We start from the raw sequence: 15,041 nt of genomic DNA on the forward strand, positions 1-15,041 counted from the left end.
CCGGGGGGTTGGGCCCGTGAGGAGTCGGATAGCCTGACGCCGGATGTCTCTTCACGTCAAGATTCGCAGGGAAGCGGCGTCCGCCAGCACACGGGGCGGGGACGCCCCACCGCCAGCTGTCTAACGGAGAAGGCCATGACCCGCACTCCTGTGAATGTCACCGTCACCGGCGCCGCCGGCCAGATCGGCTACGCGCTGCTCTTCCGCATCGCCTCCGGTCACCTGCTCGGCGCGGACGTGCCGGTCAGGCTCCGCCTCCTGGAGATCCCCCAGGGCCTGAAGGCCGCCGAGGGCACCGCCATGGAGCTCGACGACTGCGCCTTCCCGCTCCTCAAGGGCATCGACATCTTCGACGACCCGAACCAGGCCTTCGACGGTGCCAACGTGGCGCTGCTGGTCGGCGCCCGCCCCCGCACCAAGGGCATGGAGCGCGGCGACCTGCTGTCGGCAAACGGCGGCATCTTCAAGCCGCAGGGCAAGGCCATCAACGACCACGCCGCGGACGACATCAAGGTCCTCGTCGTCGGCAACCCGGCCAACACCAACGCCCTGATCGCCCAGGCCGCCGCCCCGGACGTACCGGCCGAGCGCTTCACCGCGATGACCCGCCTGGACCACAACCGCGCGATCTCGCAGCTGGCGAAGAAGACCGGCGCCGACGTCACCGACATCAAGCGCCTGACCATCTGGGGCAACCACTCCGCCACCCAGTACCCGGACGTCTTCCACGCGGAGATCGCCGGCAAGAACGCCGCCGAGGTCATCGGCGACCAGGCGTGGCTGGCCGACGAGTTCATCCCGACCGTCGCCAAGCGCGGCGCGGCCATCATCGAGGCCCGCGGCGCGTCCTCGGCCGCCTCCGCCGCCAACGCCGCCATCGACCACGTCCACACCTGGGTCAACGGCACCGCCGAGGGCGACTGGACCTCCATGGGCATCCCGTCGGACGGCTCCTACGGCGTCCCGGCCGGCCTGATCTCCTCCTTCCCCGTCACCTGCAAGGACGGCAAGTACGAGATCGTCCAGGGCCTCGACGTCAACGAGTTCTCCCGTGCGCGCATCGACGCGTCCGTGGCGGAGCTCATCGAGGAGCGCGACGCGGTCCGCGAGCTCGGCCTCATCTGACGACACGGCGAAGGGGGCCCCGGCGCGGCAGCGCCCGGGGCCCCCTTCGCCGTTCTCCCGCGCCCCGTCAGCCGCGCGGGCCGCCCGGCGTGTAGCCGCCCGGCACCATCCGCGTCGTGACGGCGAAGCGGTTCCAGACGTTGATCGTCGCGATGACGGCGATGAGCTGGGCCAGCTCCTGCTCCCCGAAGTGCTTCGCGGCCCGCTCGTACACCTCGTCCGGGACGAAGCCGTCCGTCAGGACCGTGACGGCCTCGGTCAGTTCGATCGCGGCGATCTCCCGCTCGGTGTAGAAGTGCCGCGACTCCTCCCAGGCGCTCAGCTGGACGATGCGCTGCACGCTCTCGCCGGCGGCCAGGGCGTCCTTGGTGTGCATGTCGAGGCAGAACGCGCAGTGGTTGAGCTGCGAGGCGCGGATCTTGACGAGTTCGAGGAGGACCGGGTCCATGCCCTTGCGGGTGGCCGTCTCCAGGGCGACGACGGCCTTGTAGATCTCGGGCACGTGGCGGGCCATGTTCATGCGGGGGGTGTGCTCGGCGCACAGGTCGGAAGGGGCCGGGGGCTGCGTCTCGTCGGTGGTCATGGCCTCACCCTACGGAGCAGGCGGACCGCGGATATGGTCCATCTCCATGACGGAATCACGGGCCACTTCCGGAGCCGACCTGCACCTGGAGCTCTCCGCCGGGCGAGGTCTGCGGGCCGGCCTTGCCGAGGCGCTGCGGGAGGCCGCGCGCAGCGGCCGCCTCGCGCCGGGCACCCGGCTGCCGTCCTCCCGCTCGCTCGCCGCGGACCTCGGCGTCGCCCGCAACACCGTCGCCGAGGCGTACGCCGAACTCGTCGCCGAGGGGTGGCTGACGGCCCGCCAGGGCTCGGGTACCCGCGTCGCGGAGCGCGCCCGGCCGCGCCGGCCGGGTCCGGGCGCCGGGGCCGCCGCGCCGCACCGGCCGCCGGTGCGGCGGGGGCCCGCGTACGACCTGACGGCGGGCAGCCCCGACCTGGGCGGCTTCCCGCGCGCCGCCTGGCTGGCGGCGGCCCGCCGGGCGTTGGCCGCCGCGCCGAACGAGGCCTTCGGGTACGCCGCCGACCCGCGGGGCCGCACCGAGCTCCGGGAGGCCCTCGCGGGCTACCTGGCGCGGGCGCGGGGGGTGTACGCGGACCCGGGGCGGATCGTGCTGTGCGCGGGCTTCACGCACGGCCTGGCCCTGCTGGCGAAGGTGCTGCGGGCCCGCCGCGTCCGCGAGGTCGCCGTGGAGGGGTACGGCCTGGCCGTGCACCGGGGGCTGCTGGAGCGGCGGGGGCTGCGGACGGTGCCGCTCCCGGTGGACGCCGCCGGGGCGTGCACGACCCGGCTGCGGGGCCTCGCCGCAGGGGCGGTGCTGCTGACCCCCGCCCACCAGTTCCCGACGGGGGTCGCGCTGACGCCGGGCCGGCGGGCCGCCGCCGTCGACTGGGCGCGGACCACCGGCGGGCTGGTCGTGGAGGACGACTACGACGGGGAGTTCCGCTACGACCGCCAGCCCGTCGGCGCCCTCCAGGGCCTCGACCCGGACCGGGTGGTCTACCTCGGCACGGCGAGCAAGTCCCTGGCGCCGGGGCTGCGGATGGGCTGGATGGTGGTGCCGGCGGGGGTGCTGGACGAGGTGCTCGCCGCGAAGGGGCCCGCGGAGTTGGCGTCGGGCGTCCTGGACCAGCTCACCCTCGCCGAGTTCATCCGCTCCGGCGCGTACGACCGGCACGTGCGCGGCATGCGGCAGCGCTACCGGCGCCGCCGCGACGAGCTCCTGGCCGCGGTGGCGGGGCGGGTCGCCGTCTCCGGGATCGCGGCCGGCCTGCACGCGGTCCTGGACCTCCCGGAGGGCAGCCAGGAGGGCGTGCTGCGGGCGGCGGCCTGGCACGACCTGGCGCTGGAGCCCCTCTCCCGGCACGCCCACCCGGACGCCGGGCTGCCGCCGCGCGAGGCCCTGGTCGTCGGCTACGGAACCCCGCCGCCGAGTGCCTGGTCGCCGTCGCTCGCGGCGCTGGCGGCGTCCCTGCCGTGACCTCGGAGGGCGGCGGCACGATGGCGGGACGGCCGGCCGGAGCCGCATGTCCGAGGGCGGTGGCAGGATGGGGGGATGGCTGCTGACCCGGCGTGGACGGGATTCCACGAAGAGCTGACGGCGGCGAAGACTGCCGTGTACGACCCGGGCGGCTTCGCCTGCACCCCGCCCGTGCCCGAGCCGGAGAGCGCGGAGTACGCGGCCTGCGCGTTCACGCTCGACGGCCGCGCGGTCCGGTTCCGGGCGGCCAGGACCACCCCGCGGAAGGCGGGCCTGTTCGTGACGGTGTGGCAGCGGTCGGGGGAGGGGCCGATCCGGCCCTTCGACACCGCCGACGGGGTGGACCTCTTCGTCGTCGCCGTCCGCGACGCGGGCGGCCGCGGGCAGTTCGTCTTCCCGACCGGGGTGCTGTGCGATCGGGGCGTCGTCTCCCGCGGCGGCTCCGGCGGGAAGCGGGGCCTCCGGGTCTATCCGCCGTGGGCGCAGACGACGAGCCGTCAGGCCTGCGCCACCCAGGCGTGGCAGACGCAGCACTTCCTCGCCCTCGGGCCCGACGGCCGCTGCGATGCGGCCCGCGCCCGCGCCCTCTACGGGGCCGACTGAGGGCGGGAGGCGTCCTGCGCGGCGGGGAGTTCGCCGAAGCGGGCCAGGGCGAGCGCCCCGGCCACGGCGACGGCGAAGCCCAGAACGCCCAGCCAGGCCAGGCCCTCGCGGGCGCGGTCGCCGAGCCACACCACGCCGGCCGCGGCCGGGCCGACCGTCTCCCCGAGCACCATGCCCGCCGTGGCGGCGGTGACCGACCCGCGGGCGAGCGCCGACGTCAGCAGCAGGAAGGCCGCGCCGCCGCCCGACAGCAGCGCGTACAGGGCGGGGTTGCGCAGGTCGGCCGCCGAGAAGCCGTCGACGAGCCGCACCGACACCTCGACCACCCCGAACCCGGTCCCCGACGCCAGCCCCAGGGCAGGCGAGCGCGCCCGGTCCGGCAGCCTCCCGCACCCCGCGCCGACCACCAGCACCGCGCCCACGGCCGCGAGCAGCGCCCACCCCAGCCAGGCCGGCCCCGTACCCGACCCCTCCGGGCCCGAGGCCAGACCGAGCATCGCCAGCCCCGCGCACACCGCGGCCACGGCCGTCCACTCGGCGCGGCTCAGGCGCACCCGCAGCAGCCGCGCCGCGGCCACCGCGGTCACGGCCAGGCTCGCCGCGAGGGCCGCGCCCACCGCGTAGATCGGGACGTGCCGCAGCGCCGCCACCTGGAGGACGAAGCCGGCTCCGTCCAGGCACAGACCGGCGAGATATCGCCACTGCCGCACCGCCCGCCACAGCAGCGCCGCGTCGACCCCGGAGCCGGTCCCGGGCTCCGCCGCCCGCGCCGCGACCGCCTGCAGAACGGATGCCGTTCCGTAGCAGACCGCCGCACCCAGCGCGCAAACCATCCCAAGCAGCACGAAAAGCGACTCTAGATCATGGAGGGGCCGCGCAGGTTTCCACGGCCGGATTCCATCCCCTCGACACCGCGTTCTAGTCTGTCGGCCATGGACAGCAGCAGCAGCACCAGCACCCGACGCCGTATGCGCTCCGGCGGCGTCGCCATCGGCGGCATGGGCCTGCTCGCCGCGGCACTCGTCGCCTGCGGCAGCAGCAAGGAGCCGGACAAGCGCTGTGTCGACCGCGTCACCCTGGAGAAGCTCAACAACCGCGAGTGCAAGAGCGGAAGCAGCGGAAGGGGCGGCCACGCCGCGTACTACTACGGCGGCAGCGTCTCCGGCAACAAGGTCAGCGGCGGCAGCTTCGACAAGTCCGCCGTCACCCGCGGCGGCATCGGCGGCCACTCCTCCTCCAGCGGCGGCTGAGCCCCTTGCGGCGCCACACCATCGAACCCCGCCCCGGCTGGCAGCAGACGGTCGAGAAGCAGGGCCTGATCTACCCGCTCACCCGCTACCCCGACGACTCCCTGCGCCCCTACTGGGACGAGAGCGCCTACTACTCCTTCTCGCTCCCCGAGGTGGAGGCGCTGGAGGGGGTCGTCGAGGAGCTGCACGCCATGTGCCTGGCCGCCGCCGAGCACATCGTCGCCGAGGACCGCTTCGCCGACCTCGGCATCACCGACCGCCGGCTGGCCTCGCTGATCGCCGAGTCCTGGCGGCGCCGCGCCGAACAGCCCTCGCTCTACGGCCGCTTCGACCTGTGCTACGACGGCACGGGCCCGGCCAAGATGCTGGAGTACAACGCCGACACCCCGACCTCCCTCGTGGAGGCGGCCAGCCCGCAGTGGTTCTGGATGGAGGAGCGCTTCCCCGGCGCCGACCAGTGGAACTCCCTGCACGAGCGGCTCGTCGACGCCTGGCGGCGGCAGGCCGAACTGCTGCCGCCCGGACCGGTGCACTTCGCGCACTCGGAGACCGACGAGATCGGCGAGGACCTGATGACGGTGGTCTACCTGGAGGAGACCGCCCAGCAGGCCGGCCTGGAGACCGAGGCGCTCGCCGTCGAGAAGATCGGCTGGGACAGCCTGTCGGGCCGCTTCGTGGACCAGAACCTGCGCTTCATCCGCAGCTGCTTCAAGCTCTACCCGTGGGAGTGGCTGGCCACCGACGCGTTCGGCCCGCACGTCCTCGACACGTACGACCACGGCGGCGGCGACGGCACCACCTGCTGGATCGAGCCGCTGTGGAAGATGCTGCTCTCCAACAAGGCGCTGCTGGCGGTCCTGTGGGAGCTCTTCCCCGACCACCCCAACCTGCTGCCCGCCTACCTCGACGGGCCGCGCGAGCTCGCCGGCACGACCGGCTTCGCCGCGAAGCCGCTGCTCGGCCGCGAGGGCGCCGGCGTGGCCCTGCACCCGGCGGGCCCCGACGCCCGGCCCTTCACCCCGGCCGAGGGCGAGAACTACGTCTACCAGGCCCTCTCCCCGCTGCCCGACTTCGACGGCAACCGCGTCGTGCTCGGCGCCTGGGTCGTCGAGGAGGAGGCGGCGGGCCTCGGCATCCGCGAGTCCGCGGGGCCGGTCACCGACGAGTACGCCCGCTTCCTGCCCCACGTCATCCTCTAGGACACGGCCCTCCGGGACCCCGCTGCGACGGGGCCCGGGGGCCGCGCGGTCAGGTCGCCAGCACCGCGCGCAGCTGGTCCAGGCCCCAGTCGAGGTCCTCCTTGCCGATCACCAGCGGCGGCGCGATCCGGATCGTCGCGCCGTGCGTGTCCTTCACGAGCACGCCGCGCTCCATCAGCCGCTGCGACACCTCCCGGCCCGTGCCGTGCGCCGGGTCGATGTCGACGCCCGCCCACAGGCCGCGCCCGCGCACCGCGGTCACCGCGCCGCCGCCGACCAGCAGGTTCAGCTCCCGGTGCAGGTGGTCGCCGAGTTCGGCCGCCCGCTGCTGGAACTCGCCGGTGCGCAGCATCGCCACCACCTCCAGGCCCACCGCGCAGGCCAGCGGGTTGCCGCCGAAGGTCGAGCCGTGCTCGCCCGGCTTGAACACCCCGAGGACGTCCCGGTCGGCGACGACCGCCGAGACCGGGACGACGCCGCCGCCGAGCGCCTTGCCGAGCAGGTACACGTCCGGGACGACGTCCTCGTGCTCGCAGGCGAACGTCCGGCCCGTCCGGCCCAGGCCCGACTGGATCTCGTCCGCCATGAACAGCACGTTCCGCTCGCGCGTCAGCTCCCGTACGCCTCTGAGGTAGCCGGCCGGCGGCACCAGCACCCCTGCCTCGCCCTGGATCGGCTCCAGCAGCACGGCCACCGTGTTCGGGGTGACCGCGTGGGCCAGCGCGGTCAGGTCGCCGTACGGGACGATCTCGAAGCCGGGCGTGTACGGGCCGAAGTGGTCGCGGGCCTCGTGGTCGGTGGAGAAGCTGACGATCGTGGTGGTCCGGCCGTGGAAGTTGTCCGCGGCGACGACGATCTTGGCGTGGCCGTCCGGGACGCCCTTGACCTCGTAGCCCCACTTGCGGGCCGTCTTCACGCCCGTCTCGACGGCCTCCGCGCCGGTGTTCATCGGCAGGACCATGTCCTTGCCGCACAGCGCGGCGAGCTCGGTGCAGAAGTCCGCGAAGCGGTCGTGGTGGAAGGCCCGCGAGGTGAGGGTGACGCGGTCCAGCTGCTTCCGCGCCGCGGCCAGCAGGCGGGGGTTGCAGTGGCCGAAGTTGAGCGCGGAGTAGCCCGCGAGCATGTCGAGGTAGCGGCGGCCCTCCACGTCGGTCATCCAGGCGCCCTCCGCCGTCGCCACGACGACGGGCAGCGGGTGGTAGTTGTGCGCGCTGTGCGCCTCGGCGGACGCGATGGCATCTGCGGTGGTCGACACGGGGTCTCCGATCGTCGGTCACGGGCGGGGCGGGCGGGGGGGAGGGCCGCGGGGTGCCGGCCCCGAACCCGTCCCTCCTGTACCGCTATACGTCCTACACCGCTATACGTCGCTCGTATACCGGACGCGGAAACATCCCGGCGGGAGCGGCGGCTAAGGTGGGCGGTACGCACGGCGACTGGCGCACGGGGAACGGACTCCGGGGGAGTCGTGCGCGCACGACCGCACACAGGGCCGCCCGCCTGGGCCTCGCGGGGACGAGATACGACATCGACCCCGGAGGAGCCGCCGTGACCGCGCCCCGCCATCCCGCCCTGACCGCGACCGACCCCGAGCTGGCCTCGCTCGTCGCCGCCGAGGAAGACCTCCAGGCGCGGACCCTGCGCCTGATCCCCAGCGAGAACTACGTGTCGGCGGCCGTGCTGGAGGCCTCCGGCACCGTGCTGCAGAACAAGTACAGCGAGGGCTACCCGGGCCGCCGCTACTACGAGGGCCAGCAGAACATCGACCGCGTCGAGGCGCTGGCCGTCGAGCGGGCGAAGGGCCTGTTCGGCGTCGACCACGCCAACGTCCAGCCGTACTCCGGTTCGCCCGCCAACCTGGCCGTGTACCTGGCCTTCGCCAAGCCGGGCGACACGGTGATGGGCATGGCGCTGCCGATGGGCGGCCACCTGACGCACGGCTGGGGGGTCTCCGCCACCGGCTCCTGGTTCCGCGGGGTGCAGTACGGCGTGTCCGCGGACACCGGCCTGATCGACTACGACGCCGTCCGCGACCTCGCCCTCGCCGAACGCCCGAAGATCATCTTCTGCGGCGGCACCGCCCTGCCCCGCACCATCGACTTCGCGGCCTTCGCCTCGATCGCCAAGGAGGCCGGCTCCGTCCTCGTCGCGGACGTCGCCCACATCGCCGGCCTCATCGCCGGCGGCGCCCACCCCTCCCCGGTGGGCCACGTCGACGTGGTCTCCACCACCACGCACAAGACGCTGCGCGGCCCGCGCGGCGCGATGCTGATGTGCCGCGAGGAGCATGCCAAGGCCATCGACAAGGCCGTCTTCCCCGGCCTCCAGGGCGGCCCCCACAACCAGACCACCGCCGGCATCGCCGTCGCCCTGCACGAGGCGGCCCAGCCCGCCTTCACCCGATACGCGCACGCGGTCGTCGCCAACGCCAAGGCCCTCGCGCAGGCCCTGCTGGAGCGGGGCTTCGACCTCGTCTCCGGCGGCACCGACAACCACCTGGTGCTGATCGACCTCACCGGCAAGGGGGTCCCCGGCAAGACCGCCGCCAAGGCCCTCGACCGGGCCGGGATCGTCGTGAACTACAACACGGTGCCCTTCGACCCGCGCAAGCCGTTCGACCCCTCCGGCATCCGCATCGGCACCCCCTCGCTGACCTCCCGCGGCCTGGGCACCGCGCACATGCCGCAGGTCGCCGAGTGGATCTCCCGAGCGGTCGACGCCGCCGCGGCCGGGGACGAGCCGGCGCTCGCCGCGATCCGCGCCGAGGTCGCGGACCTCATGGCCGCCCACCCCGCCCCCGGCCTTCCGCTGGCCTGACCGCCCGGGGAGCCCCGCCGCCGGCCGCGCGGCCTGCCCCGGGGCTCCCCGGCCGAAACCGGTCGCCCGGCCGGGCCGGTATCCGGCCACCCGGCTGCGCCCGGCAGCCGCGCCGCGGCGGGGCCCCCGGCGCCACCGCCGCCGGAGGCCCCGCCCGGCCCCCGCCCGAACCGGCGGCTTCCGGCCGCCGAACGGCCGGAGCCGGCCCCCGCACCTGAGAGAATGGGCCCATGGCTTCTGACCGTCCCCGCGCGCTCTCCGGCATCCAGCCCACCTCCGGCTCGTTCCACCTCGGGAACTACCTCGGAGCGATCCGCCAGTACGTCGCCCTCCAGGAGACGCACGACGCGTTCTACATGGTGGTCGACCTGCACGCGATCACCATGCCGCAGGACCCGAAGGAACTCCGCGCGAACACCCGGCTCTCCGCCGCGCAGCTGCTCGCCGCCGGCCTGGACCCCGAGCGCTGCACCCTCTTCGTCCAGAGCCACGTCCCCGAGCACGCGCAGCTCGGCTGGGTCATGAACTGCATCACCGGCTTCGGAGAGGCCAGCCGGATGACGCAGTTCAAGGACAAGTCCGCCAAGGGCGGCGTCAACAACGCCAGCGTCGGCCTGTTCACGTACCCGATCCTCCAGGTCGCCGACATCCTGCTCTACCAGGCGAACGCCGTCCCGGTCGGCGAGGACCAGCGCCAGCACATCGAGCTGACCCGCGACCTCGCCGAGCGCTTCAACCAGCGCTTCGGGCAGACCTTCACCATCCCCTCCGCGCACATCGTCAAGGAGGTCGCCAAGATCTACGACCTCCAGGACCCCGCGATCAAGATGTCGAAGTCGGCGTCCTCGCCCAAGGGCCTGATCAACCTCCTCGACGAGCCCAAGGCCACCGAGAAGAAGATCAAGAGCGCGGTCACCGACACGGGCACCGAGATCCGGTTCGACGCGGAGAAGAAGCCCGGCGTCAGCAACCTGCTCACCATCTACTCCACCCTCACGGGGGAGTCGATCCCGGCCCTGGAGGCCCGCTACGAGGGCAAGGGCTACGGTGCCCTGAAGACCGACCTGGCCGCCGTGATGGTCGATTTCGTCACACCCTTCCGCAAGCGCACCCAGGAATTCCTGGACGACCCCGAGACGTTGGACGCGATCCTGGCCAAGGGCGCCGAGAAGGCCCGCGCCGTCGCCTCCGAGACCCTCGCCCAGGCCTACGACCGGCTCGGATTCCTCCCCGCCAAGCACTGACGCGGGCCGCCGGGCCCTCCGGCGGGACGGAAGGGCCTGGCCATCCGGGGGACCCTGGCCCCACACTGGGGCCGGGCGGCACAGCACGCAGCCGGCAGCAGCAGACGACCAAGGAGAGATACGTGGGGACCGTAACGCTCGGCGTTTCGATCGCGGTCCCGGAGCCGTACGGCAGCCAGCTCCAGCAGCTGCGCGCCGGCTTCGGGGACGCTGCCGCGCACGGCATCCCCACGCACATCACGCTGGTCCCGCCGACCGAGGCCGAGGCGGAGCGGCTGCCGGGGATCAGGGCCCACCTCGCGCAGGTCGCGGAGGCCTTCGCGGCGTTCCCGATGCGCCTGGAGGGCACCGGAACCTTCCGCCCGCTCTCCCCGGTCGTCTTCGTCCGGGTCGTGGAGGGCGGCGAGGGCTGCACCCGTCTCCAGGGGCTCGTCCGCGACCCGGACGGGCCGCTCGACCGGGAGCTCGCGTTCCCGTACCACCCGCACGTCACGGTCGCCCACGGCATCCCGGACGAGGCCATGGACCGGGCCTTCGCCGAGCTCGCCGACTACCGGGCCGCGTGGGACTGCACCGGCTTCGCGCTCTACGAGCAGGGCTCCGACGGCGTCTGGCGCAAACTGCGCGAGTACCCCTTCGGGCACGCCGCCGCCGGCGCCGTCCCGGCGCAGCCGGGCTCGCCCGTCGACGAGGCGGCCGGGACGGCGGCCGACGCGGCCCCCCGGCAGTCCTGACGCCGCCGCGCCTCCCGGCGCAGCGGGCGCAGGGCCCGGCGGGTGCGGAACAGCACGGCGCGCAGGACCAGGCGCGGGAACGGGTGAAGGCCCGGGCGAAAAGTCACAAACGACGACCGTAGTGCGCGAAAGCGGCAATCGCGGCTATTTCCGTCGGCTCCTTTACGGTGACCTCATGGAATGGCTGACGAAACTCCCCGTGGTCGGCCCGGCGGCCGCCCGGCTCATGCAGACCCGCGCCTGGCACTCGTACCAGCGCCTGGAGCGCGTCCACTGGAGCCGGCTCGCCGCCGCGATCACCTTCATCAGCTTCCTCGCCCTCTTCCCCCTGATCACCGTCGCCGCCGCCATCGGCGCGGCCACCCTCGGCGAGGACGAGCTGGACACGCTCCAGCAGCGCCTCGCCGAGCAGGTGCCCGGCATCTCCGACCAGCTGGACCTGCCCGGACTCGTCGCGAACGCCGCCACCATCGGCGTCGTCGCCGGCGCGCTGCTGCTGTTCACCGGCGTCGGCTGGGTCGGCTCCATGCGGGAGTGCCTGCGCGCGGTGTGGGAGAAGGACGACGACGAGGGGGAGAACCCGGTCGTCCGCAAGGGCAAGGACGCACTCGTCCTGCTCGGCCTCGGCGCGGCCGTCCTCGCCTCGGCCGCCGCCTCGGTCATCGGCTCCAGCGCCGTCGGACGCGCCGGCTCCTCGCTGGGCATCCCGCAGGACGGCGCGGGCGGACTGCTGCTGCGCGGCGGCGCGTTCTGCGTCGGCGTCCTCGCCGCGTTCCTGCTCCTGCTGTACCTGCTGACCCTCCTCCCCGGCGTCGAGCCGCCGCGCCGCGCGCTGGTCCAGGCGGCGCTGATCGGCGCGGTCGGCTTCGAGCTGCTGAAGCTGCTGATCGGCGGCTACATCCGGGGCGTGGCCGCCAAGAGCATGTACGGCGCCTTCGGCGTGCCCGTCGCCCTCCTGCTGTGGATCAACTTCACGGCGAGGCTCCTGCTGCTCTGCGCGGCGTGGACGGCTACGGCAAAAGCTCCTCCTCCGGACGGCGGCGACGGCCCGCCGGGAAGCGCCGGTTGAAGGCGTACGACCCGGCCGCCACCACGGCCAGCGCACCGGCGGCGACCGCGAGGGCGGCGCCGCGCCCACCGCCCTCCCCGGCGCCCGCCGCGGCCGGGGCCGCCTCACGGTCGTGGGTCTGGGCGGGGGAGCCGAAGGAGGAGGTGTCCGCGCTCTTCGGCGGGACCAGCTCGCCGACCGGCTTGACCTTGCCGGCCGCGGCGAAGCCCCAGTCGAGGAGGTCCGCGGTCTCCTGGTACACGGAGTTCAGCCCGCCCGACGGGTTCATCACCGTGACGATGAGCTGCCGGTCGCCGCGCTGCGCCGTGCCGGTGAAGGTCGAGCCGGCCATCGTGGTGTTGCCGTTCTTCACCCCCGCGATGCCCTTGTAGGGGGAGAGCCCGCTCGCGCCCGTCATCAGCCGGTTGGTGTTCTGGATCTCGAAGTACTCGCGCGTCCCGCCGTACTGGAGGCCGGGGAACTTCGCGCTGGCCGTGCCGCAGTACTCGCGGAAGTCCGCCTTCTGCAGCCCGGAGCGGGCGATGAGGGTGAGGTCGTACGCGCTCGACACCTGCCCCGCGGCGTCGTACCCGTCGGGCGAGACCACGTGCGTGTCGAGGGCCTGGAGCTCCTCGGCGTGCGCCTGCATGTCCCGGACGGTCTTCTCGATGCCGCCGTTCATCGCGGACAGCACGTGCACGGCGTCGTTCCCGGACCGCAGGAACACCCCCAGCCACAGGTCGTGCACCGAGTACTCCAGGTCCTCCTTCACCCCGACCAGGCTGGAGCCGGAGCCGACCTCCGACAGCTCCTCCGAGGTGACCCGGTGGACCTGGTCCTTGGGGAGCTTCGGCAGCAGGGTGTCGGCGAAGAGCATCTTCATGGTGGAGGCCGGCGGCAGCCGCCAGTGCGCGTTGTTCGCAGCGAGGACCTCGCCGGTGCGGGCGTCCGCGACGATCCACGACCGCCCGGTAAGCGTCGCCGGCAGGGCCGGCGCCCCCGCCAGCGGGCTCACCTGCACGCCCGGCTTGCCGAGCAGCGCGCCGCCCACGGTGGACATCGACTCCGGGGGCGCGGCGGGCGCCCGGTGCGGCTGCCCCTTGCCGTCGGCCGGCGGGGCGGGCGGCGAGGCGTGGGCGGGGACCGTCAGGAGCGAGGGGACGAGCAGCGCGGCGGACAGGACCGCGAGCGCGGTCTTCTTTGCAGACACGCAGGTGAACGTACATCCCGATCGGCTCCCCGCCCTCGGGGACCGGCCAAGTCGGGCGAACCAACGCCGGGACAGCCCACCCCGGCGCGTCCGTCCTGGGGACCGAACCGATACTGGGTGCATGAAACTCAGCCGCGCCGCCTCCTGGTTCCTGCTCGCGTTCGGAGTGTGGAGCTGGTTCATCTGGGTGTCTTTCGTCCGGAACCTGTGGCGGAACGGCAGCGGCCTGGCCTTCGACGCCGCCGGCGAGCCGACGGCGTACTTCTGGGTACACCTTCTCCTGGCGGTGTCGTCCTTTCTCCTGGGGACGGCCGTTGGGGTGATCGGGTTGCGCGGCGTACTCGCCCTGCGGCGCGAGGCGCGCGGGGAGCGGCCGGAATGAGCGCGGCCCTGGCCGTCGCGGCCGTCCTGCTGGTCCTGTCCGTGCTGGCACTGGTCCACCGGTGGCTGTGGGTCCGCCTGGTGCGCGACACGACGCGTCCGGGCGGGGCGGCCCGCCGGGTGGGCACCGTGCTCGCCTTCACCCTGCCGCTCCTCTCCCTGGCCGCCCTCACCGCGGGGCGCGCCGGTGCGCCCTTCCCCGTCCAACAGGCGGTGGCCTGGCCGGGTTACCTCTGGCTGGCCGTCCTGCTGTACCTGAGCATGGCCGTCCTCGTGACGGAGCCGGTGCGCGCGGTCCTGCTCCGGCGCGGCTCCGGCCGCGGCGCGGCCGCGCGGCCGGAGCCCCGGACCGAGGACCCGCAGCCGGACCTGCAGCCCCGGCCGGAGCCGCAGCCCGCGTCCGCCGGCGCGGCGGCCTCCGCCGCGGCGCCTTCGCGGCCGGCTCCGGCGGGCGGGCCGCCCCCGGAGCGCCCGCGAGACCCGGCGCAGCCCGCCGCCGGTACGGCCCCCGGGGCCGGAGCCGCTCCCGCCGCCGACCCGGACGCGGGGGCGGAGGCCGCCGGCCTGAGCCGGCGGGTGTTCGTCGCCCGCGCCCTCGCCGGCGCCGCGGCCGCCGCCGCGGCGGGGACCGTCGGGTACGGGACGTACGGGGTGCTGCGCGGGCCGAGCGTGAAGCGGGTGCGGGTGCCGCTGGCCAAGCTGCCCCGCGCGGCGCACGGCTTCCGGATAGCCGTCGTCAGCGACGTCCACATCGGCCCGGTCCTGGGCCGGGCGCACACCGCCCGCGTCGTCGAGGCCGTCAACGGCACCCAGCCCGACCTGATCGCGATCGTCGGCGACCTCGTCGACGGGGACGTGGCCGACCTCGGTCCCGCGGCCGAGCCGCTCGCCCGGCTCCGCGCCCGGCACGGCGCCTTCTTCGTCACCGGCAACCACGAGTACTTCTCCGGCGCGCAGCAGTGGATCGACCACGTCCGCGAACTGGGCGTGACCCCGCTGGAGAACGCGCGCCGCATGCTGCCGTACTTCGACCTGGCGGGCGTCAACGACGTCCAGGGGGAGCGGGAGGGCGCCGGCCCGGACTTCCGTGCCGCCCTCGGGGACCGCGACCGCGGGCGCGCAGCCGTCCTGATGGCCCACCAGCCGGTCGTGATCCACGAAGCGGTCCGGCACGGGGTCGACCTCCAGCTGTCGGGCCACACGCACGGCGGCCAGCTCTGGCCGGGCGAGTACCTGGCCGACCTCGCGAACCCGACCGTGGCCGGCCTGGAGCGCTACGGCGACACCCAGCTGTACGTGTCGCGGGGCGCGGGCGCCTGGGGCCCGCCGGTCCGGGTCGGCGCCCCGTCCGACATCACGGTCGTCGAACTGGCCTCGTACCAGGCCTGACCCCG

The 15,041-nt window shown here is 74.3% G+C and carries 15 protein-coding genes; 11 read left to right on the top strand and 4 right to left on the bottom strand.

Annotated features, from left to right (window positions below):
• Positions 1-135: 135 nt before the first annotated feature.
• Entirely contained in the window at positions 136-1,125 is a 990-nt protein-coding gene (locus tag C0216_RS03435; protein WP_114053815.1) for a malate dehydrogenase, read from the top strand.
• A gap of 67 nt (positions 1,126-1,192) precedes the next feature.
• Here the strand turns inward: C0216_RS03435 and C0216_RS03440 are convergent, their stop codons facing one another.
• Positions 1,193-1,708: a carboxymuconolactone decarboxylase family protein gene (locus C0216_RS03440; RefSeq protein ID WP_114053816.1), complete on the bottom strand. Its 516-nt coding sequence runs from the start codon at positions 1,706-1,708 to the stop codon at positions 1,193-1,195.
• Between the two features lie 46 nt (positions 1,709-1,754).
• Here C0216_RS03440 and C0216_RS03445 point away from each other — a divergent pair, with 46 nt between their 5' ends.
• Positions 1,755-3,164 carry a PLP-dependent aminotransferase family protein gene (locus C0216_RS03445; protein ID WP_114053817.1) on the top strand — a complete coding sequence of 470 codons (1,410 nt, stop codon included), beginning with the start codon at positions 1,755-1,757 and terminating at the stop codon, positions 3,162-3,164.
• A 75-nt stretch (positions 3,165-3,239) separates the two neighbouring features.
• A complete protein-coding gene (locus tag C0216_RS03450) occupies positions 3,240-3,767 on the top strand; it encodes a MepB family protein (RefSeq protein ID WP_114053818.1) in 528 nt (175 codons plus the stop codon).
• Here the strand turns inward: C0216_RS03450 and C0216_RS03455 are convergent.
• Positions 3,752-4,600 (bottom strand): hypothetical protein, encoded by an 849-nt coding sequence (locus tag C0216_RS03455; RefSeq protein WP_114053819.1) that lies wholly within the window; start codon positions 4,598-4,600, stop codon positions 3,752-3,754. The genes C0216_RS03450 and C0216_RS03455 overlap by 16 nt on opposite strands.
• A 99-nt stretch (positions 4,601-4,699) precedes the next feature.
• On the opposite strand from C0216_RS03455, the gene C0216_RS03460 reads away from it, so the two are divergent.
• Both C0216_RS03460 and C0216_RS03465 read left to right on the top strand, forming a co-directional pair.
• Positions 4,700-5,017, top strand: coding sequence for a hypothetical protein (locus C0216_RS03460; protein ID WP_114053820.1), 318 nt, complete (start codon positions 4,700-4,702; stop codon positions 5,015-5,017).
• A gap of 5 nt (positions 5,018-5,022) precedes the next feature.
• A complete protein-coding gene (locus C0216_RS03465; protein WP_114053821.1) occupies positions 5,023-6,216 on the top strand; it encodes a glutathionylspermidine synthase family protein in 1,194 nt (397 codons plus the stop codon).
• Between the two features lie 49 nt (positions 6,217-6,265).
• Here C0216_RS03465 and rocD read toward each other — a convergent pair whose 3' ends face one another.
• Positions 6,266-7,471, bottom strand: coding sequence for an ornithine--oxo-acid transaminase (gene rocD / locus C0216_RS03470; protein ID WP_114053822.1), 1,206 nt, complete (start codon positions 7,469-7,471; stop codon positions 6,266-6,268).
• Positions 7,472-7,761: 290 nt separating this feature from the next.
• Between rocD and glyA the strand changes: the two genes are divergently transcribed.
• The 4 genes from glyA (at position 7,762) to C0216_RS03490 (ending at position 12,077) form a co-directional block, all read left to right on the top strand.
• Complete coding sequence (gene glyA, locus C0216_RS03475) at positions 7,762-9,030, top strand: serine hydroxymethyltransferase (protein WP_114053823.1); 1,269 nt, start codon at positions 7,762-7,764, stop codon at positions 9,028-9,030.
• Between the two features lie 230 nt (positions 9,031-9,260).
• Positions 9,261-10,274, top strand: coding sequence for a tryptophan--tRNA ligase (gene trpS, locus C0216_RS03480; RefSeq protein ID WP_114053824.1), 1,014 nt, complete (start codon positions 9,261-9,263; stop codon positions 10,272-10,274).
• A 122-nt stretch (positions 10,275-10,396) separates the two neighbouring features.
• Entirely contained in the window at positions 10,397-11,008 is a 612-nt protein-coding gene (locus C0216_RS03485; RefSeq protein ID WP_114053825.1) for a 2'-5' RNA ligase family protein, read from the top strand.
• Positions 11,009-11,183: 175 nt separating this feature from the next.
• Positions 11,184-12,077 (top strand): YihY/virulence factor BrkB family protein, encoded by an 894-nt coding sequence (locus tag C0216_RS03490; protein WP_114053826.1) that lies wholly within the window; start codon positions 11,184-11,186, stop codon positions 12,075-12,077.
• Here the strand turns inward: C0216_RS03490 and C0216_RS03495 are convergent.
• Positions 12,019-13,266 (bottom strand): D-alanyl-D-alanine carboxypeptidase, encoded by a 1,248-nt coding sequence (locus C0216_RS03495; protein WP_342777089.1) that lies wholly within the window; start codon positions 13,264-13,266, stop codon positions 12,019-12,021. The two genes, C0216_RS03490 and C0216_RS03495, sit on opposite strands and share 59 nt — an antisense overlap.
• Before the next feature lie 121 nt (positions 13,267-13,387).
• On the opposite strand from C0216_RS03495, the gene C0216_RS03500 reads away from it, so the two are divergent.
• Both C0216_RS03500 and C0216_RS03505 read left to right on the top strand, forming a co-directional pair.
• Positions 13,388-13,648: an SCO4848 family membrane protein gene (locus C0216_RS03500; protein ID WP_114053828.1), complete on the top strand. Its 261-nt coding sequence runs from the start codon at positions 13,388-13,390 to the stop codon at positions 13,646-13,648.
• On the top strand, positions 13,645-15,036 hold the full coding sequence (locus C0216_RS03505; RefSeq protein ID WP_114053829.1) for a metallophosphoesterase: 1,392 nt from the start codon (positions 13,645-13,647) through the stop codon (positions 15,034-15,036). The genes C0216_RS03500 and C0216_RS03505 overlap by 4 nt, the downstream gene beginning before the upstream one ends.
• The last annotated feature ends 5 nt before the right edge of the window (positions 15,037-15,041 follow it).

The organism is Streptomyces globosus (assembly GCF_003325375.1).
GTDB lineage: Bacteria > Actinomycetota > Actinomycetes > Streptomycetales > Streptomycetaceae > Streptomyces > Streptomyces globosus_A.